General features: G+C 69.9%; 20 protein-coding genes. 6 read left to right on the forward strand and 14 right to left on the reverse strand.

Annotated elements, in window-relative coordinates; genetic code table 11:
- Window positions 1–17: 17 nt before the first annotated feature.
- Together ABD255_RS04500 and ABD255_RS04505 are read right to left on the reverse strand one after the other, a co-directional pair.
- The gene (locus tag ABD255_RS04500; RefSeq protein ID WP_344210038.1) at window positions 18–824 is read right to left on the reverse strand and encodes a spermidine synthase; all 807 of its coding nucleotides are present in this window, start codon (window positions 822–824) and stop codon (window positions 18–20) included.
- A gap of 21 nt (window positions 825–845) precedes the next feature.
- On the reverse strand, window positions 846–1,991 hold the full coding sequence (locus tag ABD255_RS04505) for a glycerophosphodiester phosphodiesterase (RefSeq protein ID WP_344210040.1): 1,146 nt from the start codon (window positions 1,989–1,991) through the stop codon (window positions 846–848).
- A gap of 185 nt (window positions 1,992–2,176) precedes the next feature.
- Here ABD255_RS04505 and ABD255_RS04510 point away from each other — a divergent pair, with 185 nt between their 5' ends.
- Window positions 2,177–3,169, forward strand: a complete 993-nt coding sequence (locus ABD255_RS04510; protein ID WP_344210042.1) for a malate dehydrogenase — start codon at window positions 2,177–2,179, stop codon at window positions 3,167–3,169.
- 54 nt (window positions 3,170–3,223) lie between these two features.
- Here ABD255_RS04510 and ABD255_RS04515 read toward each other — a convergent pair whose 3' ends face one another.
- The 7 genes from ABD255_RS04515 to ABD255_RS04545 all read right to left on the reverse strand — a co-directional run bounded on the left by ABD255_RS04515 (window position 3,224) and on the right by ABD255_RS04545 (window position 11,924).
- Entirely contained in the window at window positions 3,224–5,629 is a 2,406-nt protein-coding gene (locus ABD255_RS04515) for a glycosyltransferase family 4 protein (protein ID WP_344210044.1), read from the reverse strand.
- Window positions 5,630–5,857: 228 nt separating this feature from the next.
- Complete coding sequence (locus tag ABD255_RS04520) at window positions 5,858–6,652, reverse strand: ATP-binding cassette domain-containing protein (RefSeq protein WP_344210046.1); 795 nt, start codon at window positions 6,650–6,652, stop codon at window positions 5,858–5,860.
- Complete coding sequence (locus ABD255_RS04525; RefSeq protein WP_344210048.1) at window positions 6,649–7,437, reverse strand: ABC transporter ATP-binding protein; 789 nt, start codon at window positions 7,435–7,437, stop codon at window positions 6,649–6,651. The genes ABD255_RS04520 and ABD255_RS04525 overlap by 4 nt, the downstream gene beginning before the upstream one ends.
- The gene (locus tag ABD255_RS04530; protein WP_344210050.1) at window positions 7,434–9,176 is read right to left on the reverse strand and encodes an ABC transporter permease subunit; all 1,743 of its coding nucleotides are present in this window, start codon (window positions 9,174–9,176) and stop codon (window positions 7,434–7,436) included. The genes ABD255_RS04525 and ABD255_RS04530 overlap by 4 nt, the downstream gene beginning before the upstream one ends.
- Window positions 9,173–10,672 (reverse strand): ABC transporter substrate-binding protein, encoded by a 1,500-nt coding sequence (locus ABD255_RS04535; protein WP_344210052.1) that lies wholly within the window; start codon window positions 10,670–10,672, stop codon window positions 9,173–9,175. Before ABD255_RS04535 ends, ABD255_RS04530 begins: the two co-directional genes overlap by 4 nt.
- Window positions 10,673–10,743: 71 nt before the next feature.
- On the reverse strand, window positions 10,744–11,013 hold the full coding sequence (locus ABD255_RS04540; RefSeq protein WP_344210536.1) for a DUF3017 domain-containing protein: 270 nt from the start codon (window positions 11,011–11,013) through the stop codon (window positions 10,744–10,746).
- Entirely contained in the window at window positions 11,013–11,924 is a 912-nt protein-coding gene (locus tag ABD255_RS04545; protein WP_344210054.1) for a bifunctional methylenetetrahydrofolate dehydrogenase/methenyltetrahydrofolate cyclohydrolase, read from the reverse strand. Before ABD255_RS04545 ends, ABD255_RS04540 begins: the two co-directional genes overlap by 1 nt.
- A 118-nt stretch (window positions 11,925–12,042) precedes the next feature.
- Here ABD255_RS04545 and ABD255_RS04550 point away from each other — a divergent pair, with 118 nt between their 5' ends.
- From ABD255_RS04550 to ABD255_RS04560, 3 genes are all read left to right on the forward strand, one after another.
- The gene (locus ABD255_RS04550; protein ID WP_344210056.1) at window positions 12,043–12,597 is read left to right on the forward strand and encodes a TetR/AcrR family transcriptional regulator; all 555 of its coding nucleotides are present in this window, start codon (window positions 12,043–12,045) and stop codon (window positions 12,595–12,597) included.
- Window positions 12,598–12,630: 33 nt separating this feature from the next.
- Window positions 12,631–14,802: an MMPL family transporter gene (locus ABD255_RS04555; RefSeq protein WP_344210058.1), complete on the forward strand. Its 2,172-nt coding sequence runs from the start codon at window positions 12,631–12,633 to the stop codon at window positions 14,800–14,802.
- A 122-nt stretch (window positions 14,803–14,924) separates the two neighbouring features.
- The gene (locus ABD255_RS04560) at window positions 14,925–15,911 is read left to right on the forward strand and encodes a pirin family protein (protein ID WP_344210060.1); all 987 of its coding nucleotides are present in this window, start codon (window positions 14,925–14,927) and stop codon (window positions 15,909–15,911) included.
- A 33-nt stretch (window positions 15,912–15,944) separates the two neighbouring features.
- Here the strand turns inward: ABD255_RS04560 and ABD255_RS04565 are convergent, their stop codons facing one another.
- A complete protein-coding gene (locus tag ABD255_RS04565; RefSeq protein ID WP_344210062.1) occupies window positions 15,945–16,580 on the reverse strand; it encodes a phosphotransferase in 636 nt (211 codons plus the stop codon).
- Window positions 16,581–17,858, reverse strand: coding sequence for a glycoside hydrolase family 18 protein (locus tag ABD255_RS04570; protein WP_344210064.1), 1,278 nt, complete (start codon window positions 17,856–17,858; stop codon window positions 16,581–16,583). It lies immediately after the preceding gene.
- 203 nt (window positions 17,859–18,061) lie between these two features.
- Between ABD255_RS04570 and ABD255_RS04575 the strand changes: the two genes are divergently transcribed.
- Window positions 18,062–19,003: an SMP-30/gluconolactonase/LRE family protein gene (locus ABD255_RS04575; protein ID WP_344210066.1), complete on the forward strand. Its 942-nt coding sequence runs from the start codon at window positions 18,062–18,064 to the stop codon at window positions 19,001–19,003.
- A gap of 2 nt (window positions 19,004–19,005) precedes the next feature.
- Here ABD255_RS04575 and purH read toward each other — a convergent pair whose 3' ends face one another.
- The 3 genes from purH to ABD255_RS04590 are packed head-to-tail and all read right to left on the reverse strand — an operon-like array spanning window position 19,006 to window position 22,518.
- On the reverse strand, window positions 19,006–20,577 hold the full coding sequence (gene purH, locus ABD255_RS04580) for a bifunctional phosphoribosylaminoimidazolecarboxamide formyltransferase/IMP cyclohydrolase (RefSeq protein WP_344210068.1): 1,572 nt from the start codon (window positions 20,575–20,577) through the stop codon (window positions 19,006–19,008).
- Window positions 20,574–21,221 carry a phosphoribosylglycinamide formyltransferase gene (purN, locus tag ABD255_RS04585; protein ID WP_344210071.1) on the reverse strand — a complete coding sequence of 216 codons (648 nt, stop codon included), beginning with the start codon at window positions 21,219–21,221 and terminating at the stop codon, window positions 20,574–20,576. Before purN ends, purH begins: the two co-directional genes overlap by 4 nt.
- 52 nt (window positions 21,222–21,273) lie before the next feature.
- On the reverse strand, window positions 21,274–22,518 hold the full coding sequence (locus tag ABD255_RS04590; protein ID WP_344210073.1) for a cell division protein PerM: 1,245 nt from the start codon (window positions 22,516–22,518) through the stop codon (window positions 21,274–21,276).
- A gap of 147 nt (window positions 22,519–22,665) precedes the next feature.
- On the opposite strand from ABD255_RS04590, the gene ABD255_RS04595 reads away from it, so the two are divergent.
- On the forward strand, window positions 22,666–23,994 hold the full coding sequence (locus tag ABD255_RS04595) for a hypothetical protein (RefSeq protein ID WP_344210075.1): 1,329 nt from the start codon (window positions 22,666–22,668) through the stop codon (window positions 23,992–23,994).
- Window positions 23,995–23,997: the final 3 nt, after the last annotated feature.

Genomic DNA, 23,997 nt, shown 5'->3' on the forward strand with positions numbered 1-23,997 from the left:
ACCTGCCGGCAGGCTGTTCAGCGGCCGAAGGTGCCGGCCGGGGCGGCTGGGGTGGTGAAGCCTTCCGCGTCGGTCAGCGGCTGGGCCTTGCCGGCCAGGTCCGCGAGTGGGAGGACCTCGTACGGCGGTTGCGCGCGGCGGCCGGAGGCCTCGAGCGGCGGGACTGGCTGGGCCGAGGCGACCAGCACGACGTTGCCGAAGCCCTTGCCGCGGAGAACCTTGCGTTCGGCCAGTACCACGCCGTCGCCGAGGCCGGCGCGGACCGTCGCGGCGACGCGGCGGACGAAGCCGAGGCCGGCGGTTCCGTCGATCAGGTTGAAGACGAGCAGTCCGGTCGGCCGTAGGATCCGGGCGCAGTGGGCGACGAACTCGGCGGTGACGAGGTTCGGCGGGACCGCCTCGCGGACGAAGGCGTCGATGATCACGACGTCGGTGGAGTCGTCGTAGAGGTCGGTGATCCCGGCCCGGCCGGAGACGCCGCGCACCTTGATCCCGGCCCGCTTCGGCAGCGGCAGCGTCTCCCGGACGAACTCGGTCAGATCCTCGTCGGGCTCCAGCACGATCTGCCGGGACCGCGGCCGGGTGACGGCGACGTACCGGGCGAGCGTGAACCCCGCGCCCCCGACGTGCACCACGGAGATCGGCTGCCGGCGGGGAGCGACCAGGTCGAGTACGTCCCCGATGCGGCGGACGTACTCGAACCCGAGATGGGTGGGGTCGGCGAGGTCGACCTGGGACTGCAGCGACCCGTCGACCCGCAGGACGAAGGTGCCGTCCGGCTCCGCCTCGACCGTCGCCGTCCCGCCGGCTACCTTCCGTTCCACCCGGTCATCTTGTCAGCTGGGTCAGCCCGCCTCGGCGTCGGCGGCCACGGCGATGTCGGCGTTGTCCGAGAACAGCCCGTCGATGCCGGCCTTGCGGTACGCCTCGATCTCGCCGAACAGGTTGCCCGAGTCGTCCGGGACGGCCGAACTGCGGAAGTTCACCGGCAGGAAGCTGTTCTCCACCCGGAACGTGTACGGGTGGACCACCAGCCCGGCCCGGTGCGCGTCCCGGACCAGCGCCGTCGGCGTGCCGAGCTTGCCGGTGGCGTCGAGCGGGATGACCTGGTCCTTCGACGGACCGACCCCATCGGCGTACGTGGAGACCTCGCGCAGTCCGTTGGCGGACACGATGTCGGCGTACGTGCGCGTGTCGCCCCGCACCACGAAGTCGTACGGCGCGCCGGAGGAGCTGGTCAGCTGGACCAGCGGGACCCGGAGGTCCTTGTCCAGCGCCTGCAGGTTCGACACCTCGAACGACTGCACGAACACCTTCGCGTCCGGGCGGTTCAGGCCGTTGCGGTTCAGCGTCTTCACCAGTGCCGGCTCGAGCGCCAGGCCCTGCTGCTGGAAGTAGGTCGGGTGCTTGGTCTCGGGGTAGATCCCGATCTGCCGGTCGAGCTCGCGGGACAGCCGCTTGGTCAGGTCGATCACCTCCTGCAGGGTGGGGACCTGGTAGCGCCCGTCGAACACGGTGTTCTGCTGCCGGATCGCCGGGATCCGCTCCTTCGCCCGGAGCGTCTTCAGCTCCCGCAGGGTGAAGTCCTCGGTGAACCAGCCGGTCAGCGGCGCGCCGTCGAGGATCTTGGTCTTCTTCCGGGCGGCGAACTCCGGGTGCGCGGCGACGTCCGTCGTACCGCCGATCTCGGGCTCGTGCCGGGCGACCAGGACCCGGTCCTTGGTGGTGACCAGGTCGGGCTCGATGTAGTCGGCGCCCATCCGCGCGGCCAGCTCGTACGACGCCAGCGTGTGCTCCGGGCGGTAGCCGGACGCGCCGCGGTGCCCGACCACCACGAAGTCGTCGTGCTTGGTCGCGGCGGCCGCCGAGGCGGCGGCGTTCGGGGCGGACTCGTGTGACGAACCAGACACCTGCGGCACGAGGACCGCGGCGGCCACGGCCAGGGCCGAGGCGGTCGCCGGGATGAACCGGCGAGGCAGCACCGTTCTCATCAAGCTTCTCCTTACAGGTCAGGGACTGAGCACACCCTCAGCGCGGGTGACGGCCGGCAGAGGGCCGGACGGCAACCTGTCGATGAACGGGTGGTGTGGATCACCTGACCCACCGTCGCCTACTCCGGGCCGACTTGCTAGCGTCCGAAGCAAGTCCGTCGTTGAACCCTCCTGAGGAGCGTGTCGTGAGCAATTCACCCGTGAAGGTCGCCGTCACCGGCGCTGCCGGCCAGATCGGCTACAGCCTGCTGTTCCGTCTCGCGAGCGGAGCGTTGCTCGGCCCGGACACGCCCATCGAGCTGCGGCTGCTGGAGATCACCCCGGCCCTGAAGGCGCTCGAGGGCGTCGTGATGGAGCTCGAGGACTCCGCCTTCCCGACCCTGGCCGGGGTGGAGATCGGCGACGACCCGAACATCATCCTCGACGGCGCGAACGTGGCCCTGCTGGTCGGCGCCCGCCCCCGCACCAAGGGGATGGAGCGCGGCGACCTGCTGGAGGCCAACGGCGCGATCTTCACCGTCCAGGGCAAGGCGCTGAACGACCACGCCGCCGACGACATCCGGATCACCGTGACCGGCAACCCGGCCAACACCAACGCGCTGATCGCCCGCAGCAACGCCCCGGACATCCCGGCCGAGCGCTTCTCCGCGCTGACCCGGCTGGACCACAACCGCGCCCTGGCCCAGCTGGCGAAGAAGACCGGCAGCCACGTGACGGACCTGAAGAAGATGACGATCTGGGGCAACCACTCGGCCACCCAGTACCCGGACATCTTCCACGCCGAGGTGGCCGGCAAGAACGCCGCCGAGGTCGTGAACGACCAGACCTGGCTGGAGAACGACTTCATCCCGACCGTGCAGAAGCGGGGCGCGGCGATCATCGAGGCCCGCGGCGCCTCTTCGGCTGCTTCTGCCGCCGCCGCCACGGTCGACCACGCGCGCGACTGGCTGCGCGGTTCGGCCGACGGTGACTGGCTGTCGATGGCGGTCGTCTCCGACGGCTCGTACGGCGTACCGGAGGGGCTGATCTCCTCGTTCCCGGTGACCACCAAGGAAGGCAACTACGAGATCGTCCAGGGCCTGGAGATCAACGAGTTCTCTCGCGCCCGGATCGACGCCAGCACCGCGGAGCTCGGCGAGGAGCGCGACGCAGTACAGGCGCTCGGCCTGCTCGGCTGACGCTGACCCTCAGCGCGACGGAGACCCCGGGGCGGATCGAGCCCCGGGGTTTCGCTATTGCTGCAAGAAGGGCAGGAGCGCCTGGACGGACTGGCCTCCGTCGTGGACCTGATGGACGTAGGCGGGGCCGCGCGCCGCTTGCTGCCGAGGCTCGTCCCGCTCGATGAGGAGCTTTTCGATCAGCTCGCCGACGGTCTCGGGTGTTGCCTCCACGATCGGGAGGTCCAGCGGTAGCCGCTCCCGGACGTTGCTCGGGACGTGGCCGATCGTCAGTCGGCCGGCGGCCATCGCAGTGACCGCGACTACGCCGTACGAGCCGGGCCGTTCGATCACCAGATCCGCGGCCCGCATCTTCGACCGCAGATCTGCCGACGGCGCGGGATTGATCAGCTCGTACTCGATCAGGCCGCGCTCGGCCAGCCCGCCGAGCGCCGCATCTGCCCCACTTCCCTTCACCGCAAGGACTCTGGGTACTGCGCGCTCCAGTACCGGCGGATTCGCCTCGTGGCCGAGCTCCACCACCAGCGGCAACCACAGGCTGTCGTCGACGTAGTCGAGCAACTCGGGTGACGTGACGAACCGGAGCCCCTTGTAATCGGCCAAGCGATCCTTCAATCCGGCCCAGCCCGTCCCGTGGACCTCCGGCTCGTGCAGCACCACCGCGTGAGCGATCCCAGCCGCATCGAGGAACCGCGGGTCCAGCGGGAACCATCCATCGGGGGTCTGTCCCGCCTGGAAAAGCACATGGCTGACGTTGTTCAGCAGGTAGTCGGCGTGCCCGAGCAGCCGGCCGGTACCAGAGCTGTGATCCGGCATCGCCTCGGCTCCGATCCGCGGCTGGAGTCGCTCGACCGCTTGCGCCCACTGCGAAGCCTGTCCACTCCCGTCGATGGGAGTGATCAGCAAGCGTGGCTCGGTCGGCTGCCGCTCGGCTACTGCCAATTCCTGGCCCAGTAGTTCGCCGTACAACTCCCGCAGTTTCGCGGCTTGCCCCTCCCACGACACCTCTTCCTGGAAGTCGGGACGGCTCGCCTGCTCCCGGTACGGCGTCGGGTCCGCGAGGACGCGGGTCACCTTGGCGGCCAGGTCGGCCGGGTTCTCCGCCTCGAAGGCCTCCCCGATCCCGGTCCGACGGACGAACTCCGTCAGGCTGGTCATGTCGCTGGTCACCACCGGCAGACCGGCGAAGACGTACTCGAAGACCTTGTTCGGCAGCGCCATGTCGTGGCTCGGATAACGCAGGATGGGGATCAGCCCGATGTCGGCCGTCCGCAGGAACGACACCACCTCGTCGGGCTCGACCGGATCGAGGTAGTGCATCCGGTCGCCGACCCGCAGTGATTCGGCCAGCTTCCGCAACTCCCGCACCGGCCCGGTCTCAGTCGACGGCACGCAAACCACCGCCAGGTGAACGCCGGGCAGGGACGGGAGCGCTTGGATCGCGGTCTCCACCCCGCGGGCCTTGGTGATCCCGCCGCTGTAGACCAGCAACGGCACGTCGGAGGGCAACTCGAGCCGGGTGCGCACATCGACTACGCCGGCGGCGATCTCGGCCCGCCTCGGGGTGTTGATCACGACCGTCGGTTCGCGGTCCAGCCGGTAGCGGTCCCGCAGCGTACGGGCGATCGCCGGGCTGACGGTGATCACCCGGTCCGCCGCGCCGATGTACTCCGCCTCGTGATTGGCCCAGGCGGAAATGAACCGCGGCGTGCGGCCGCCGTACCGGGACAGGCCGACGACGTACTCGTGGGCGTCGTAGATGACCTCGATCTTCCGGCCGCGCAGTGCGGCCCGGCCCGCGGCGCGAACGGCGACACCGACCAGGTGCATATCGTGGGCGTGCAGCACGTCCGGTGCGAGTTCGTCGAGCGCCTGACCGAAGATCCGCTCGTAGTCGTAGGCCTCCGGGACGACCCGCCGCCACCGGGCCGGCCTCTCGATCCGGGAGAGCGTGCGGTCCCAGCGTCCCCAGGCAGAGGTGAACCACTTGTTCTGCCGGCTAGTGAGAGCGACCCGCACCCGCACGCCCTTGGCAGCGACGCGCAGCAACTCCTGGCGCAACCGGCGATCGGCGACACCGGCCCGGTAGCGCAGTGATCCGAGGGCCCCGCTGCGGCGGTTCGCCACGGCCCAGCCCGATTCGGCCTTGAGGTCCGCCTGGCGCGCTCCGATCCAGGCCTGGCGGGCGAGGCGGTCAGCGGTGATCCGGTAACCCAGCAAGGGCAACCGGCGGGCCCGGCGCCGGCCGAGCCGTCGCCGACGCTCGTCGCGGAGCGGGAAGGCGGCCGGCAGCCGTGCCAGCACCGCACTCGCGTCCAGGCAGTCGACGGACAAGCCGCCGGTCGGCGCTACCCCCAGCAGTGTGACCCGGACCCCGGTGCGCGCGATCGCGACGGCCTCCTTCAGCACCCTGCTGTCGTTGTCGATGCTGTTGGCAACCATCATCACCACGTGCGCCACTCGGTCCTCAGTTCGTCGGTGTGGTCGGGCTCCCCACCCCTTCGAGACACAGCCAAGGAGCCAGGAGGATCACCCGGTCAGTGTCCGGACGCAGCAAGGGGTTCCCAGCGAATAGACAGTGAAGTCGGTGGCCTCAACAGCGGCACCCCGACGGACCTCACTGTGCGAAGCCCCGGGCACCGCGAAGAGCGAGACGCGCGGGTTCGCCGGTTTGGTTGCCTATCGACCCTATTTGCGGAAATGCGACGGCGGGAACGGCGGTACGGCGTCCAGCAGGGCGCGGGTGTAGGCGGACGACGGCATCGCGCAGATCTCCGCGGTGTCGCCGGACTCGACGATCCGCCCCTGCCGCATCACCGCCATCCGGTGCGCGAGGTGGCGGACCAGCCGGAGGTCGTGGGAGATGAACAAGTAGGCGAGCCCGAGATCAGCCTGCAGCCTCGTCAGCAGGTTGATCACCCCCGCCCGGATCGACGGGTCCAGCGCCGACACCGGTTCGTCGAGAACGAGTAGCCGGGGTTCGCTCGCCAGAGCACGCGCGATACCGACCCGCTGGCACTGACCGCCGGACAGCTCGTGCGGCAGCCGGCCGGCCAGGGATCGGTCGAGCTGGACGAGATCGAGGAGTTCGGCCACCCGGGCCGGTCCGGTGGCGGGATCCCAGCGCCCTTGGACGCGCAGTGGTTCGGCGATCGCGGCACGAATCCGCAGCCGCGGGCTGAGTGAGCCGTACGGGTCCTGGAACACGGGCTGCAGCGCCGGCCGCAACCCACGCAGTGCGGACTCGTCGAGGGTGGCCAGATCCACTCCCCCGAACCGGACCTCGCCGCCATCGGGCCGGCGTAGCCGCAACACCGCCGCCGCGGTGCTGGACTTGCCGCACCCCGACTCCCCGACCAGCGCGAGTGTCTCCCCCGCCTTGATCTCGAACGACACCCCGTCGACCGCCACGAGCGGCTCCGCCCGACGCCGGCGGCCGGCGTACCGGACAGTCAGGTCCCGTACTTCGAGCAGCGCGGTCATCGGTAGAGCTCCCGGAGCGACGCGATCAGGCCCGCGGTGTAGGGCGAGCGCGGAGCGGACAGCACGCGATCCACCGGACCAGACTCGGCCTCGCGGCCGGCCTGCATGATCAGCACTCGATCGGCCGATCCGGCGACGGCGGCCAGATCGTGCGTCACCAGCACCACCGCGGTGCCCGACTCGTCGCGCAGCCGGGTCAGCAACGCCAGGATCTGCGCCTGGATCCGGGGGTCGAGCGCGGTGGTCGGCTCGTCGGCGAAGATCAGCTCCGGCTCGTTGATCATCGCCATCGCGATGACGGCCCGCTGCCGCATCCCGCCCGAGAACTCGTGCGGATAGGCCCGCGCCCGGCGGCCGGCGTCGGGAATCCCGACCTGGTCGAGAGCCCGGACGGCCACGTCCCAGGCCGCCTTCCGGCCACCGCCTTGGACGGACCGTACCGCGATGGCCAGTTGGTCGCCGACCCTGTGGATCGGACTCAAGACCGACAGCGCGTCCTGCGGAACGAAGCCCAACCGCCGGCCACGAAGCCCGCGATAGGAACTCTGCGACGCCCCGGCCAGCTCCTGCCCGTCGAAACGGACGCTGCCCCGTACGACGGCCGCGGACCCAAGCAGGCCGAGAACCGCCTGGACAGTAAGGGTTTTCCCCGCACCGGACTCACCCACGATCGCGAGGACCTCTCCGGGCCGCACCTCGAAGGACAGTCCGCGGACAGCTCGCACCTCACCACTCCGGCCGGGCACCGTCACCTCGAGGTCGCGTACTTCGAGCAGCGCGGTCATCCGCGAATCCCTCGCAGCAAAGGGGTTTTGGCGCGCAGCGTCGACAACGAGACCGCCAGAGCAGCCAGGAGCAGGAGCATGACCGCCGGCGCGAGTGCCGCCCACGGCGCGCGTTCCACGTACGGCAGCGCCTCGGCCAGGCTCGAGCCCCATTCAGGAGCCGGCGGCTGCGAGCCGAGGCCGAGGAATCCCAACGAGGCAAGGGCCAAGGCGATTCCGGGCAGCCGAAGGACGGCATGACGGGCGACCGGCCCTGCGACGGCAGGAAGGACATGGCGGGTGAGAATCCAGCCGGGACTCGACCCGATCGCCCGCTGGGCGGTCAGATAACCGGCCGCGCGGGTCTCCTGTACCAGTGCCGCGGCATGCGCGGCGAGCGGCGGCCAGGAGACGAGCGCCACGGCGATGGACGCGCCGGTGGTGCCCGGGCCGAGCACGGCCACGACCAGGATGCCGGCGATCACCGGCGGTACCGCGTTCGCCGTCTCGGAGGCACCGATCGTGAACCCTGGCAGGAAACCCGCGGCGATCGCCACGACGTACGAGGCGGCACACACGAGGACAGCCACCCCGGCAGTAGCGGCGGCACCATGGCCAACCCGGGCGAGAACGTCGCGACCGAGGGAGTCCGTTCCCAGCGGATGCGCCCAACTCGGCGCCGCGAGCCGGGCAGTCGTGTCCAGCTGCAGCGGATCGAGGAACAGACCCCAGCCGATCACGATGACCAGCAGAGCGGCACAGCCGGCCGGCGCCACCTGATGCATGCGCCCGGAGGACGCCACCGGGACCGGCAGAGACAAAATCTCGTCCCGCAGTCCCGGCCCTAGCAAGCGACGCCTTGCCGCCTGGGCCACGAGCCCGGCCACGACTCCCAGCAACACCAGGGTCAGGACAGCGCCTTGCAGCAAAGGCAGATCTTGCGACTCGGCCGCGCCCAACGCAGTACGGCCGATACCGGGTACCGCGAACACTGTCTCCACAGCGACCGCGCCGCCGGTCAGCCCGACCGCCACCAATCCAAGCTGCGGTACGACGGCCGGCACTGCCCGGCGTACGGCGGCTGCCGCGATCCGCGCCGGGGTACAGCCGGCGGATCGCCAGAGGCTGACCCAGCGTTCGGCGAACACCGCAGGCAAGGCGTCATCGACCAGGCGACCGAGGATCCCGCCCGCCGGCAGGGCGAGCGCGAGGGCCGGAAGGATCAGGTCGCGTGGCCCTTCCCATCCGTACGGCGGGAGCCAGCGGAGCCAGACCGAGAACGCCAGCATCAGCAGCGTGGCCAGAAGGAACTCGGGCAGCGCGGCCAGCGTGCTCGCACCGACACCGGTTCCACCCGTCCGCAACGTCCCGCGGGCACCGCGAACCAGCGTGGGTACGCACAACGCCGCCGCGATCGCCACGGCGATGATCAGCGCGGCAGCCATCAAAGTCAGGGACGCCCCGGCGCCGGACAAGACTGACGGCAGGACCTCTGCGCCGCTGCTCCAGGACCGTCCGAGGTCGCCGCGCAGGGCTCCACCGAACCAGCGACCGAGAAGGTGCAGTGGTCCCGCGTCCAGCCCGAGTTCCGCGCGGACCGCGCCGATCGCCTCGGGGGTCGGGTCCTGCTCGGCCGAGCGGGCCCGGAGTACCGACAAGGCGGGATCGCGGCCGGAGAGCCAGGGCAGCAGTCCGATGGCGATGACGACGATCGCCATCGCGCCGACCCGGGAGGTCAGCGCCGTCGTCCTGCGTTTCACCGCAACCGGGTCTCCGCCGTGACGAGCATCCGCTCCCGCGGGTCCTTGGCAGAGTCCATCAGGTCGGCCGAGTCACCCTGGATAACTCGCTCGTGCAGCAGCGGGACGGCCGCGTCGGTGCGGAGAACCGCCGCTTCGGCCGCCAGGATCGCGGCGCGGCGGGCGTCACCGGCGGCGGTTCCCTTCGCCGTGGTCAGCGCCGCATCCACCCGCGGGTCGCACAACTGGGCGATGTTGAAGGACCCCTCGCAGGCGAAATCGCTGTACAGGTAGGCGATCGGGTCACCCGAGTCCAGCACGGTGGCCCGCGACAGGATGAACGCGTCGAACTTGCCGGCCAGCGCGTCCTCCTCGATGTGGGCGTACTCGCGGACGACCTGCTTGACGACGAAGCCCGCCTGCTGGAGTTGCTGCTGCAGGACCGAGGCGACCTCGGGAAGCTCGGCGCGATCGGAGAAGGTGGCCAGCGTGATCGTCGTACCGGCCGGGGCCTTGGCCGCGGTACGGCCGGTGAGCTCGGCTCGTCCCTTCGCGGCCCAAGGCAGCGCAGGACCGAGCAAGCCGGTGGCCAGGTCCGCGCGGCCCTCGTACACACCCTTCACCAGGGCTTCGCGGTCGACGGCCGCACGAATGGCTGCCCGCAGAGCCGGATCCTTCAGACGTCCCGATCGAGTGTTGAGATAGAGCGTGTTCGTCCGGGGCATCGGCACCTCGGTGATCGTCTCCGGAGCGAGCAGCGCCGCCTGTGACACCGGCACCGACTCGACCAGATGGGCTGAGCCGCTCCGGATCGCGGCGGCCCGAGCGGCGCCGTCAGGGACGAACGAGACATCGATGCCGTCGGCACGGGCCTTGCCGCCCCAGTACCCGTCGTACCGATCGAGACGGGCGCCGCTGGTGCCGCGTACCTCGACGAGCCGGTACGGGCCGGAGCCGGTACCGACGGGGTTGACCCGGGTCGCGGAGTACGCGGCCTTGGCCAGGATCGACAGCTGCGGCGAGGACAACCGCTGCGGGACCAGCGGGTCGGCCTCGGCGGTGGTGACCACCAGGCTGTTGCCCTTGGCAACCGCCGTCAGCCGTACGCCGTCCAGGATGCGCGGTTTGGGCGAGGCGGAGGTGGCTCTGGTGAGGGCGAAAGCGGCCACGTCGGCTGTCAGCGCGGTGCCGTCGTGGAACGTCACGCCCGACCGGATGGTGAACTCCCAGACCTGCGGCGAGATTCGCTTCCAAGAGGTGGCCAATGCCGGCTGGGCGTCACCGACCTCGTCCAGCTTGACCAGGGTCTCGGCAGTGCTCCAGCGGGACAGCTTGAACGCGTCATCGCTGAACGGCGACAAGCCGGAGCGCGGTGGCTGCATCATCGCCAGCTTGATCCGGCCACCGCCGCCCGCCTCGTCGGTCGCGGCGGTCTGCGCACCGGCCCCGGCGAAGCATCCGGTCAGCAGCAGGGATGAGGACAGCAGGCAGGCGGTGAGGGCGACAGGGGTGCGCACGAAGTCTCTTCCCGGAATGGCGGACGGGTCGAGCGGTAAGTTAGCACATGACAATCATTTTCTATAAGCGGTCAGTTCGGGACGATCAGCCCCAGCAGGAGGATCGCGGCACCGACGCCGACGAGCAGGAGGGTGTCGAACATCCGGCCGCGGACGTGCAGCAGGCCGGCGGCGCTGTCACTCAGGACGGCTCGGAGCAGGGCGGCGAGCCCGACGCCGCCGGCGAAGACCAGAACGCCGTCGCGCCAGTCGTAGAAAGTGAGAATCACCAGGCCCGCGATGGCGACGGCACCGGCCAACGCCAGCGGCCACTCACTGCGGCGCTCGGCCTCGCCCGCCATCACCCCGCCGACCCTGCCGGGGCCGACCCTGCCTGCGCTGCGTTCTCCTGGGCCGCGTTCGGCTGAGCGGCCTCGGCTGCCTCGACGACGTTGGTGAGCAGCGTCGCCCGGGTCATCGGGCCGATACCGCCCGGCATCGGCGCGATCCAGCTCGCCACCTCGCGGGCGGCCTCCTCGATGTCACCGACGATCTTGCCCTCGGCGCTGCGGCTGGTGCCGACGTCGAGCAGAACAGCACCCGGCTTGACCATGTCGGCGGTGATCAGCCCGGCCGAGCCGGCGGCCGCGATCACGATGTCGCCGGTACGAACCACCCCGGCCAGGTCCTTGGTACCGGTGTGGCACTGGGTCACGGTCGCGTTCTCGGACCGGCGGGTGAAGAGCAGGCCCATCGGGCGCCCCGCGGTGACACCCCGGCCGACGACGACCACGTGCGCCCCGGCGATCGGTACGTCGTACCGGCGGAGGAGCTCGACGCAGCCCTTCGGAGTACAGGGCAGGGGGCCGTCCTGACCGAGCACGAGCTTGCCGAGGCTCACCGGGTGCAGCCCGTCGGCGTCCTTGGCCGGGTCGATCAACCCGAGGATCTCATTGGTGTCCACGTGCTTGGGCAGCGGCAACTGGACGATGAAGCCGGTGCAGTCCGGGTTCTCGTTCAGCTCGAGGACCTTGGCCGCGATCTCGTCCTGGCTCGCGGTCGCGGGCAGCTCGACCTGGATCGAGGCGATCCCGACGGCCGCGCAGTCACGGTGCTTGCCGGCCACATAGGCCCGGCTGCCCGGATCGTCGCCGACCAGGATGGTCCCCAGCCCGGGCACCACTCCCTGCTCGGCCAGCTTCGCCACCCGCACGGCCAGCTCGCTCTTGATCGCCGCCGCGGTGGCTTTTCCGTCCAGAATCTGCGCCGTCACAAGGCAAGAGTCTGCCACGCGCTGCCACTACCCCGGACAGCAGCCGGAGGTGGTGACCTCAGCCACAATCTGACCGATCGGTTGAAAACTGTCCGAGCGGTCAGGAACCATGGCGAGTATGGCAGCAACCACCCCGGTGCGGGAGCGCACCAGGCGCGAAATCGTGCAGCAGGCGATGGCGCTGTTCCAGAGCAACGGCTACAACGCGACCTCGTTGCAGGACATCGCGACCGCGGCCGGCTGTTCGAAGGCGACCGTGCTCTACCACTTCCACGGCAAGGCGGCGGTGCTCGCCGCCGTGCTGGAGCCGTCGCACCTGGCACTGGCCGAGGTGGTCGCGGAGACCTCGAAGCTGCCCGCGGCCGAGGCCCAGCAGTTGGCGATCAGCCGGTTCGTCGAGCTCGCGGTCGAGTTCCGCGGACTCATCAGCGTGCTGCAGGACGTGCTGCCGATGATCGATGAACTACCCGAGTTCGCCGACCTGGTCGCCGAGGGCATCCGGCTGACCGAGATCCTCGCCGGCGGCACCGGCAGCCGGCTCGAGCTGGACGTGGCCAAGTTCGCCATCAACGGCCTGCTCGGCGAGTGCCGCCACCCGGGTGAACGCACCGACGCCGAGCTCCACGAGCTGTGCGACACGGCCCTGCGCCGCCTCCTTCAACCGCCCGCCTGATCCCGCCCGACCAGCGAAACGGACGCATTCCCGATGGCAAATCTGCTGTACCGGCTCGGCCGGTTCTCCTACCTCCACCGGCGGCTCGTCGCCGCGATCTGGGCGCTCGTCCTCATCCTGCTCGGCGTCGGGGCACTGACCCTCGGCGGCGGGACCACGAACACCTTCTCGATCCCCGGCACCGAGTCGCAGCGCGCCCTGGACGCTCTGCAGAAGGATCTGCCGGCCGCCAGCGGCGCGTCGGCATCGGTCGTTGTGAAAGCACCCGCGGGCAAGACACTGACGGACCCGGCCGTGAAGGCAGCGGTCGGCGCGACCGTCGCTCAGGTCGCCAAGGTGCCCGAGGTGGTCGCCGCGATCGATCCGTTCACCAGCAAGGCGGTCAGCCCGGACGGCGCGACCGGCCTGATCAGCGTCCAGTTCGACAAGGCCGCCGATGAGCTGTCCAAGGAGAGCACCGAGGCCTACGACAACCTGTCGTCGCTGAGCAACGCCGATCTCCAGGTGGTGCCGGGCGGACAGGTCGTCGGCGGACCGCCGGAGATCGGGTCGACCGAGGCCATCGGCGTCGCGATCGCCGCCGTCGTCCTGGTCGTCACCTTCGGCTCACTGGTCGCCGCCGGGATGACCCTGCTGACGGCCTTGCTGGGCGTCCTCGCCGGAATGGCCGGCCTGTTCCTGGCCACCTCCGTCATCGACGTTTCCTCCACCGCGCCGATCCTGGCCCTGATGCTCGGGCTCGCGGTCGGCATCGACTACGCGCTGTTCATCAGCTCGCGCCACCGCACCCAACTCGCTGCCGGGATGGACGAGGAGGAGTCAGTCGCGCGAGCTACGGCAACCGCCGGCTCGGCTGTGTTGTTCGCGGGCGCCACTGTGGTGATCGCGCTGGCCGGGTTGAGCCTGGTGGGAGTTCCGTTCCTGACGGCGATGGGGCTTGCCGCGGCGGCGACGGTGCTGACCGCGGTACTGGTTGCTCTGACGTTGCTTCCGGCGATGCTCGGGTTCGTCGGCCGGCGGATCCTGCCGCGGAAGATCCGGAAGACGGCGGCGGCGCCGGAGCAGGAGGGCTTCGGCTTCCGCTGGGCCCGGCTGGTGACCCGGTTCCGGATCCCGATCGTTGCCGTCGGCATCATCGGGCTCGGGGTACTGGCGATTCCGACGCAGGACATGCGGCTGGCCTTGCCCGACGGCGCTGCGGCCGCGGCCGGCACGAACCAGCGGGTCGCGTACGACCTGGCCGCGGCGGCCTTCGGCCCGGGGTCGTACGGGCCACTGGTCGTCGTGGTGAAGAGCGACAACGCGGCGGCGTCCGAAGTACTGGTTCAGCAGGTGATGGCGAAGACCAAGGACCTGGCGGACGTCGTCGCCGCGCAGCCTGGTCCGGCCAGTGCTGATGGATCGACGCGGCTGGTGAGCGTTGTTCCCAAGAGCGGTCCGGCCAGCGAGGAGACCGCCGACCTGGTGAAAGATCTGCGGTCGGCCGTGAGTCCGCTGGCGACCGGGGACGCGTCGATCTCCATCACCGGGAACACGGCCGTCGGGGTCGACGTGTCGAACAAGCTGACCGCGGCGCTGCCGATGTACCTGCTGGTCGTGATCGGGCTGTCGTTCCTGCTGCTGCTCCTGGCCTTCCGGTCGATCCTGGTGCCGCTGAAGGCGACGCTCGGGTTCCTGCTCACGATCGGTGCGACCTTCGGCATCACCGTCGCGGTGTTCCAGCAGGGCTGGGGCGCCGAACTGCTCGGCGTCGACTCACCCGGTCCGCTGGTCAGCTTCCTGCCGATCATCATGATGGGCGTGCTGTTCGGGCTCGCGATGGACTACGAGGTGTTCATCGTGTCGCGGGTCCGGGAGGAGTTCGTGCACGGCAAGCACGCGACCGAGGCGACGATCCAGGGCGTCGGGCACGGCGCCCGGGTGGTCACGGCGGCCGCCCTGATCATGGCCGCGGTGTTCGCCGGCTTCATCCTGGTGCACGACCCGATCATCAAGACGATCGGCTTCGGCCTGACCATCGGCGTCCTGATCGACGCCTTCGTGGTCCGGATGACACTGGTGCCGGCGGTGCTGACCCTGCTCGGCGACCGCGCCTGGGCCTTCCCGAAGTGGCTGGACCGGATCACCCCGAAGGTCGACATCGAGGGCGAGAACCTGCGCACCGGCCAGAAGGCTCCCGAGAAGGAACTCGTCAGCGTCGACTGACCACCGGGCCTCAGGCCTTTCCGCGCCCTCGCCGTCGCCGGCTGAGAGCGCGGAATGCGCCGGGGCTTGCCGGAGTTGAAGCGGTTAGTTTATTCTTTAACTACCCGAGCAAGGAGACCCAGATGCCCGCCGTCACCGTCAGCGACATCACTGTGCTGCCCCGCGTCCACCAGCCCGACCCGGCCGTCGCTAACGAGCGTCCGGTGCGGTCGGTGACGTCTGCTCCCAGCGGCTACGAGGGCGAGGGCTTCCCGGTACGCCGTGCCTTCGCCGGGGTTGACCTGCGCGACCTGGATCCGTTCATCCACATGGACCAGATGGGCGAGGTGGAGTACGCGCCGGGTGAGCCGAAGGGCACCCCGTGGCACCCGCACCGCGGCTTCGAGACCGTCACCTACATGCTCGACGGCATCATGGAGCACCAGGACTCCCAGGGTGGCGGCGGCGTCATCTCCAACGGCGACACCCAGTGGATGACGGCCGGCAGCGGCCTGCTCCACATCGAGACCCCACCGGAGCACCTCGTGCTCAGCGGCGGCCTCTTCCACGGCATCCAGCTCTGGGTGAACCTGCCGCAGGCCCAGAAGTGGGCCGCACCCCGGTACCAGGACATCCGCGGTGGTGACTCCGCTCTGCTGTCCACCGAGGACGGCGGCGCGCTGATCCGGGTGATCGCCGGTTCTGTCGACGGCCATGACGGGCCCGGCTCGACGCATACGCCGATCACGCTCGTGCACGCGACGGTCAGCCCGAACGCGGAGTTGGTGCTGCCGTGGCAGCCGCAGTACAACGCGCTGGTGTACGTCCTGGCCGGCCAGGGAACGGTCGGCGCCGAGCACCGCCCGATCCGCAAGGGCCAGTTGGCACTCTTCGGCCCCGGCGACACGATCCGTACCGCGGCCTCCGCGTCGCAGTCGTCCGCCGAGCCGAACCTCGAGGTACTGGTCCTCGGCGGCCGCCCGATCCGCGAGCCCGTCGCGATGGCCGGCCCGTTCGTGATGAACACCCGCGCCGAGGTCATCCAGGCCTTCGAAGACTTCCAGGCCGGCAAGCTCGGCACGATCCCCGCCGTCCACGGCCTCGGCACCGACCTGCACGAGTCCAACTAATCAACCCCCGGGTGCCTTCCGCCGGTCTTTTCGTCAGTAGGTCTCGGTGTTGTCCAGGTCGATGTAGAGCTCGATGCGGGGGTCTTCGGGGTCGGCGCCGTAGGTTTCCACGAACTGGTGGGCGGCGGGTGGGCCGCCGTACTGGGGATTGAGGGTGCCGGAGAGGCTCTTCACCATCAGCGCTATGTCGACGTAGCGGTCGCCGGTGCCCAGGCGGGCGAGGTCGAGTACTCCGCTGAAGCGGAGCGTGGCGGGGTCGATGAAAACGTTCGGGGCGCAGAAGTCCCCGTGGGTGACGACCTCGCGGGCGCCGCGGAAGGGCGAGGTGAAGGGGGAATCGGTCAGCGCGTGAAGGGCGCGCAGGCCTTCCGCCATCGCGGTGAGGACGGCTGGGCGGTCGGCTGCCGGCCAGGGCTGGGAGGCGTCGCGCCCGGGGAGTTCGGTGCTGAGCATCCAGTCGTCACCACGGTCGAGGACCTGCGGGCAGGGGAACCCCGTACTGCCCAGCCAGGCGAGCCGATCGGCCTCCGCGTCGACCCCGGGTCCTTCCTTGTGGAAAAGGACTTCGCCGCCGCGCGACAACCGGACCACGGTGGCGGCGGACTGACCGAGCTGGATCGGTTCGGCGCTCGAGGCGCCGAACCGATCCAGCAGAGAGTCGAGATTCACTCAGCGAAGATTACGGTGCAACGCCGAGATCAGCTCCCCCTTTTCGGTGTCACCGTCGAGCGACCAGATCATCGCGCCACCCAGCCGCCGGTCCGAGATGTACTTCGCCTTGCGCTTCATCTCGGTCGGGTCGTCCCAGGTCCAGAAGGTGGTCCCGTCGAACAGCCAGGCGAACCCGGCCTTGTTGTCACGGTGCACGGTGAAGTCGGCCAACTTCGGCTTCAGCAACCGGTAGTCCTCATAGCCGGCCTCGTACGTCGCCGGCGCGGGTCCCGTCGCGGGCTGGAAGAGGCCGTTGTTCTGGTTCGTCACCCCGGTCCAGCCGCGGCTGTAGAACGGCACGCCCATCACCAGCTTGTTCCGCGGCGCACCCCGGGTCAGGTAGGCGTCGATCGTCACCTGCGAGCTGAACTCGGCCGTCGACGGGTCACCCTCCGGTCCGTCGATCGCCGACTGCTGGTTCGTCACCGGGTCCCACGCACCGTGGTAGTCGTAGCCCTGGGTGGTGCCGAAGGTCAGGTCCTTGAACAGTTGCTTGACCTCGAACCCGGCGTCCACCTGGGCCGGTGCGGCCGGCAGGAATGCGGTCAGGTTGTACCGGCCCTTGAACGGCCAGGACGCCTGGTCGAGCTGCTTGCGGTACTCGCGGACCAGGGCGGTGAAGTTCTGCTTGTCCTCGGGCCGGATCACGTTGCCCGGGTTGCCCTCGCTGGCGGGCCACTCCCAGTCCAGGTCGATCCCGTCGAAGACACCCTTGGCGGCACCGGCCGGAGCTCCCGGCAGGTTGCCCTTCAGCCACATGTCCAGGCACGACCTCACGTGCGCGGCGCGGTTGGCGGGCAGCGCGGCATCCGAGAAGTACTTCGACCCGGTCCAGCCGCCCAGCGAGATGCTGATCCGCAGCTTCGGGAACTTCTTCTTCAACTGCTTGAGCTGGTTCAGGTTGCCGGCCAGCGCCTGGCCCGGCTCGTCGGCCTGGCCACTGACACTCTGCTCGGCACTGAAGGGCCGCTGGTAGTCGGCCCACGGGTCGCTGGAGATGCAGTTGCCGGAGGCATCCAGGAAGCCGAACGCGTAGTTCAGGTGGGTGAGTTTGGCGGCCGTTCCGTTCTTGACCAGGTCACTGACCAGGAAGTTGCGGTCGTAGCCGCTCCACTGGGTGTAGTAACCGACGACGAGCTTCTGACTGTGAGCCTCGGCAGGCACCGCGACCAGTCCCAGCGGGACCGTGACCGCGGCTGCCACCAGCAGCGCGAGACTGCGACGTTTCAGCACCATGCTTCTCCCCAACGGGCGGTTCGAGGGATAGTGCGCTCACCCTAGGTCGCTGCCAATAGTTAAGCAACCTTCCTACCGAAAGCAATTTCCGACCGCCCCGGAGCCCGCCGGAGCATTTTCTTACCGCCGCCGGAGATGGACAGCATCGAGGGGCCGGATCTACCTTCCGAACAAGGGGTTTCGTCCCCTTGGGGGAGGGTCTCATGTCACGGTTCAGGAAATTGCTGCTCATCGTGGCGGCCGTCGTACTGACGGTCGCCGCGGCGGCCCCGTTCCCGGCGTCGGTGCCGTTGCCGCCCGAGTTCTCGCCGGAGGGGATCGCCATCGGGAAGGGGAACACGTTCTACGTCGGCTCGCTCGCCGACGGCGACATCTACCGAGGGAACCTGCGCACCGGCAAGGGCGCGGTCTTCGTCGACGCCCCGCCGGGACGGATCGCCACCGGGCTGAAGGTCGAGCCGAAACGCCCGCGCCTGTGGGTCGCGGGTGGGCCGACCGGTCATGCGTACGTCTACAGCACTCGCAGCGGTTCGCCGATCGCCGATCTGGTCCTCCGCTCCGGCTCGCCGAGCTTCATCAACGACGTCGTGGTGACGAAGGGCGGCGCCTACTTCACCGACTCGCTCAACCCGGTGCTCTACCACGTGCCGATCTCGCCGAGCGGCCGGATCGGCGTACCGCGGACCATCGCGCTGAGTGGGCCCGCGGCAACCATCAGCGGGGATTTCAACCTCAACGGCATCACCGCGCCGCGGAACGGCAAGGTTCTGATCGTCGCGCACTCGGGGCTGGGCGCGGTGATGACCGTCGACCCGCGGACCGGGGCGAGCCAGACGATCGCGATCACCGGCGGTGCGATCACCCCGGGCACGCCGGACGGCATCCTGCTGGACGGCAAGACCCTGTGGGTGGTGGAGAACTTCGCCGAGCGACTGGTGAAGATCCGGCTCAGCTCCGACCTGACCAGTGGACGGATCACCGCCGCGATCACCAGTGAGCTGTTCCGGATCCCGACCACGGTGGCCGAACGCGGTAACCGGCTGGCGATCGTGAACGCCCGCTTCGACCTCGGCCTGCCGCCGCCGCTCGGTACCGGGATCCCACCCGGTACCGACTACGACGTGGTCCAGTTGGAGAAGCCCTGAGCTCAGTGGAAGAAGTGCCGGGTCCCGGTGAAGTACATCGTGATCCCGGCCTTCTCCGCCGCCTCGATGGCCTGGTCGTCTCGGATGGAGCCGCCCGGCTGGACGACGGCCTTGACGCCGGCCTCGATCAGTACTTCGAGGCCGTCGGGGAACGGGAAGAAGGCGTCGGAGGCGGCCACTGAGCCGGCGGCGCGCTCGCCGGCGCGGGAGACGGCCAGGCGGCACGAGTCGACCCGGTTGACCTGGCCCATGCCGACGCCGACCGAGGCACCGTCAGCGGCAAGGAGGATCGCGTTCGACTTCACCGCGCGGCAGGCCTTCCAGGCGAAGGCGAGGTCGGCCAGGACCTCGTCCGAGGCCGCGGCGCCGGCCGCGAGTTGCCAGCCGGCCGGGTCGTCGCCCGGCGCCTGGAAGCGGTCGACGTGCTGCATCAGCAGGCCGCCGCTGATCGAGCGGGTCTCGACCGCGTCGCCCTTGTCCAGCGCGGGCGCCACCAGCAGTCGGATGTTCTTCTTGCCCTGCAGGATCTCGACCGCGCCGTCCTCGAACGCGGGAGCGACCAGCACCTCGGTGAAGATCTCGGCGACCTGCTTGGCCAGCTCCACCGACACCGGCGCGTTGGTGGCGATCACGCCGCCGTACGCCGAGACCGGGTCGCACTCGTGCGCGCGCCGGTGGGCCTCGGCCAATGTTTTAGAGGCCTTGCCGACGACTGCAATCCCGCAGGGATTGGCGTGCTTGATGATGGCGACGGCCGGCTCACTGAAGTCGTACGCCGTCCGACGGGCCGCGTCCGCGTCGACGTAGTTGTTGTACGACATCTCCTTGCCGTGCAACTGCTCGGCGGCGGCGAGTCCACCCCTGCCGTTCGAGTAGAGCGCGGCCGGCTGGTGCGGGTTCTCGCCGTAGCGCAGGACGGCTGACTTCTCCCAGGTGCCGCCGACCCAGGCGGGGAATCCGGTGCCGTCGCTGGTGTCGGTGAGCACGTTGCCCATCCAGGAGGCGACCGCCACGTCGTACGACGCGGTGTGCACGAACGCCTCGGCGGCCAGGCGCTGCCGCTGCTCCAGCGAGAAGCCGCCCTCGGCGATGGCGGCCAGCACCTCGGCGTACCGGGCCGGCGAGGTGACGACGGCGACGTTGGCGTGGTTCTTGGCCGCACCGCGGACCATCGACGGTCCGCCGATGTCGATCTGCTCGATGCACTCGTCGGTGGAGGCACCGGAGGCGACGGTCTCGGTGAACGGGTACAGGTTGCTCACCAGCAGGTCGAACGGCTCGACCCGCATCTCCGCGAGCTGTTCCACGTGCGTCGGCTGCCGGACGTCGGCGAGCAGGCCGGCGTGCACCTTCGGGTGCAGGGTCTTCACCCGCCCGTCCAGGCACTCGGGGAACCCGGTGAGCTCCTCCACCTTGGTCACCGGCACGCCCGCCGCGGCGATCCGGGCGGCGGTGGAACCGGTCGACACGAGCTGGACCCCGGCATCGGACAACGCCTTCGCGAGCTCCTCCAGACCGGTTTTGTCGTAGACGCTGATCAGCGCCCGGCGGATCGGCCTGCGATCGGTGCTCACTTCGTTCGAACCTTTCGTCCGGTGATGGTCCAGCCGTCGCGGACCAGGCGGCCGACCCACTCGACCAACTGGCGGCGCTCGACCTCCTTGATCCGCTCGGTCAGGGTTTCTTCGGTGTCGTCGTCCTCGACCGGCACGACGACCTGGGCGATGATCGGCCCGGTGTCCACCCCGCCGTCGACGAAGAAGAGGGTCGCGCCGGCCACCTTGACGCCGTACTCGAGCGCGTCGCGCGGGCCGTGGATGCCGGGGAAGGCCGGCAGCAGCGCGTTGTGGGTGTTGATGTAGCGATCCCCGAAGCCGGCCAGGAAGTCGTCGCCGACCAGCTTGAGGAACCCGGCCGAGATGACCAGATCGGGCTTGTACTCCGCGACGGACGCGGTCAGCGCGCGATCCCAGTCGGCCCGCTCAGCGTGCTCCTTGACCTTGTGCACGAAGGTCGGCACGCCCGCCTGCCGGGCCCGGTCCAACCCGGCGATCCCGTCGCGGTCGGCGCCGACGGCGACCACCTGAGCGCCGTACGCCGGGTCGGCGCAGGCGTCGAGGAGAGCCTGCAGGTTCGATCCCGATCCGGAGATGAGGACGACAAGCCGAGCCGGCCCAGAATCAGGCACAGGCGGAGTGGGCGCAACCGGGTCTGTCACGCGCAAACCCTATCGCCCGGCATCAGCCGCCTCGCGGCCGGTCCCGCGGCTGTCAGGCTTCGGCTTGCGGACGCCTGGCGGCCAGCAGGCCCGCGCTGACCGCGGCACCGATCGCCATCCCCGCACCCAGCACCCCAGCGGCGGGCAGCGCGCCGGGGATACCGACCTCAGCCATCCGGCCGGGGCCTGCGGCACCGCCTGACAGAACCATCAGGACCATCAGCGTGAGCGCTGCGAGTAGTGCGGCGATACAGCCACGCAGAGCGAAGGCATCCCACCCCAGAGCCTCCGCATCCTCCGCAGCCAGGCCTCGCCGGGCAACAACCAGCCCGGCCAACGCTCCGGCAGCAAGCGGCACTACCGCGGTCAGCACCAGCAGGTACGTCGGCGTAGCCCCATCCGCCGGTACTGCGGCCAGCAGCGGCAAGGCCGGCAGGTTCCCCACGTCCACCCCAGTCGGCGCGATCGTCGTACCGACGCCCAACTGGAACCCCGGCCCCGCGAGGAACGACACGACGTACAGGATCACGTTCGGTAGCAGCATCAAGCAGATGGCGAACAGAACCACCGAGCCGACCACGCCAGCGTCGAGCAGTTCCAGCATCGAGGTGACCCGAGAGAAGTGCACAGCCAGCAGTACGGCGTACAGGAGGCTCGCGACGGCCACCACACCCAGTACTGCGGCCGCAGCAGCCGGTACTGCGTCGCGCAGGCCCTGCGGTGTCGCATCGGCGATATCCGCGCCGGCGCCGGACTCCACGAGGATCCCAGCTGTTCCCGCGACGATGGCCAGCGTGGCAGCACCCAGGAAGGCCGACAGCGGGGAGACCCTCACGGAGCCGTCGGAGGTCAGCAACGCGATGATGAGCGCGCCGATGCCGTAAGTGACGGCGAGCACGCCCGAAGCCGTCGCCAGGTCCTTCGTCTGGTCGGCGCCACTGACCCGGGCCGCGAACCGGCCGCCCCGGTAGAGGCACCAGCCGAGGAACAGGGTCAGCCCCAGCGGAGCGAGCGAGATCGGTGCCTCCTTGAAGGTCACTCCGGTCTTGTGAGCGACCAGCCACACCGTCGCCCCCGCCCGGACCGCTCCGGACGCACCGCCGAAGGATGCGGCCAGCCAGCCGACCACGGCGACGGCCGCACAGGCCAGCAGCCCGGTGAGCAGGCAGGCACCCGCACCGATCACCGCCGACACGATCACCGGCTTGGTCGGTGCGGTGGCGTCGGGCTGGGCGGGCCCGGGCGCCTGGTGAGATCCGCCGTCACGGGCGCCCGGACGGCTCAGCATGTCGGTCATCTGCGTCCATGGTCGCCCCCGCCCGGGGGACGGCTCGTTCTGACACGCCGGATATGGAAGACTTCGCTCCTGCTTGTAGCTCGGGGTGGATGATGCTGGGCCACCGGGTACCGTCGGGTGGGATCAGTCAGGAGGTCAAGGAGTTCGATGACCGGTTCCCACCGTGCCCCGCGGGGCGGCGGTCGTGCCGCTGCCCGGGAGGCGCGCCGTGCTCAGGCGCGCCGACGGAACCAGTTGATCGGTGCCGGAGCGGCCGTCGTGCTGCTGGTCGGCGGCGGTGGCATCGCCGCCGTGAACGCCTTCGGTGGCGGCGGCTCCGCCGACAACGCCAAGTCCGGCAACACCGACGACAAGTCCGGCGACGACGCCAACCTGCTCGCCGACGAGAAGGTGCTGCTGGACGGCACCAGCGCCAAGCCGCTGGCCACCACCGGTGCCTGGACCGTCGCGAGCACGAACAACGGCAGCAACGCCCCGGACCAGTCGTTCGTCTGCCAGGCCCAGCGGTTCGCCGACCCGGCCGGTATCCGGACCTGGATCCGCACCTTCAAGAACGCCACCACCAAGGGCACCGCGGTCCAGTACGTCGAGGTCTCGAACGACGAGGCGGCCGCCGGCAAGGCGTACACCACGATCACCGGCTGGCTCAGTTCCTGCGCGACTCCGCAGGTCCGGCTGGTCGCGAGCTACGTCACCGAGGGTCTCGGCGCCCGCGGCGTGGTCGCCGTGTTCGGCCAGCCCGGCGCGAAGACGAACAAGTACCGCACGGTCAGCGTGAGCACGGTCGGCCAGACCACGATGGTGGTCGAGCACGACAGCACCGGCGCGACGCCGCCCAAGCCGGACGGCCTGCTCGCGACCGCGGGAGTGGGCCTGCAGCGGATCTGCGCCGAGGCCGAGTGCGCCACCGGTACTCCGGCCGCCAAGCCGGGCCTGCTGCCCACCGCCGAGCCGGCCGGCTTCATGGCACCGATCGACCTGCCGGTGCTGCCGGCGATCGACAAGCCGTGGGTGAGCACGGCCAGCACTCCGCCGAAGGGCACCGGCTGCGAGAAGATCGACCTGAAGAAGGCGAAGGCGCGCACCTCGAAGGCGCAGACGTACGTGGTACCGGAGGCCAAGGTGCCGACCGAGTTCGGCCTGGACACGATGGTCGCCGCCTTCGCCAATTCGGCGGCCGCGAACACCTTCGTCAGCGGGATCCGCAAGAACGTCGACAACTGCAAGAAGACGACGTCCAACGCCACCGTGAAGCCGACCGGCACCGTCAGCCTCGGCACCATCAAGGGCGAGAGTTGGCGAGCCTCCTACGACACCGGCGGCGGCAAGATCTTCACCTACCGGATCGGCATCGCCGTCGCGGGCTCCCGCTCGGTCTACGTCCTCTACCCGGTCCTCGAGGACCTCGACATCAGCGACGCCGCCTTCAACGAGGTGCTCACCCGCGCCGCGGAACGCTCCGTCGCTTACAAGTAGGAC

It is taken from the genome of Kribbella sancticallisti (assembly GCF_039530625.1).
Lineage (GTDB): Bacteria > Actinomycetota > Actinomycetes > Propionibacteriales > Kribbellaceae > Kribbella > Kribbella sancticallisti.